General features: G+C 29.5%; 1 protein-coding gene and 1 pseudogene. Both read left to right on the top strand.

Annotated features, from left to right (window positions below; genetic code table 11):
- Positions 1-131, top strand: a pseudogene (locus K4H96_RS07855) (plasmid mobilization relaxosome protein MobC); the annotation flags it as partial.
- Positions 118-607 (top strand): relaxase/mobilization nuclease domain-containing protein (locus K4H96_RS07850; RefSeq protein WP_227956456.1); only part of this gene is annotated, 490 nt, incomplete at its 3' end. The pseudogene K4H96_RS07855 and the gene K4H96_RS07850, both read left to right, overlap by 14 nt.

The following is a 607-nucleotide window of genomic DNA, read 5'->3' as shown; positions in this document are numbered from 1 at the left end:
ATTATTCGAATTTAATAACGGAAGTTGAATTAAATGAGTTGAGAAAAGGTATAGAAGAATTAATAGTAGAAGTGGAGAAAGATTTTCTTATTCAATCTGAAAAATTGAGGAAATTTTATGGTCATCACTAAACACTTTGCGATTCATGGAAAAAATTATCGTAGTAAACTAATCAAATATATTTTGAATCCAAGTAAAACAAAAAATCTAACACTAGTTTCAGATTTTGGTATGAGAAATTATTTAGATTTTCCTAGTTATAAAGAACTAGTGAAGATGTACAATGATAATTTTTTAAGTAATGATACTCTTTATGAATTTCGTCATGATAGACAAGAAGTAAATCAACGAAAAATTCATTCTCATCACATCATTCAGTCCTTTTCTCCAGATGACCATCTCACTCCTGAACAAATCAATCGGATTGGTTATGAGACAGTTAAAGAGTTGACAGGAGGAAGATTTCGTTTTATTGTAGCAACTCATGTGGATAAAGATCATATCCACAATCACATCATCCTAAATTCAATTGATCAGAATTCTGATAAAAAGTTTCTATGGGATTATAAGTCAGAACGTAATCTACGAATGGTTTCTGATCGTCTTT

The organism is Streptococcus sanguinis (genome assembly GCF_020729765.1).
Lineage (GTDB): Bacteria > Bacillota > Bacilli > Lactobacillales > Streptococcaceae > Streptococcus > Streptococcus sanguinis_Q.
This window is presented reverse-complemented; position numbering and strand designations above follow the sequence as displayed.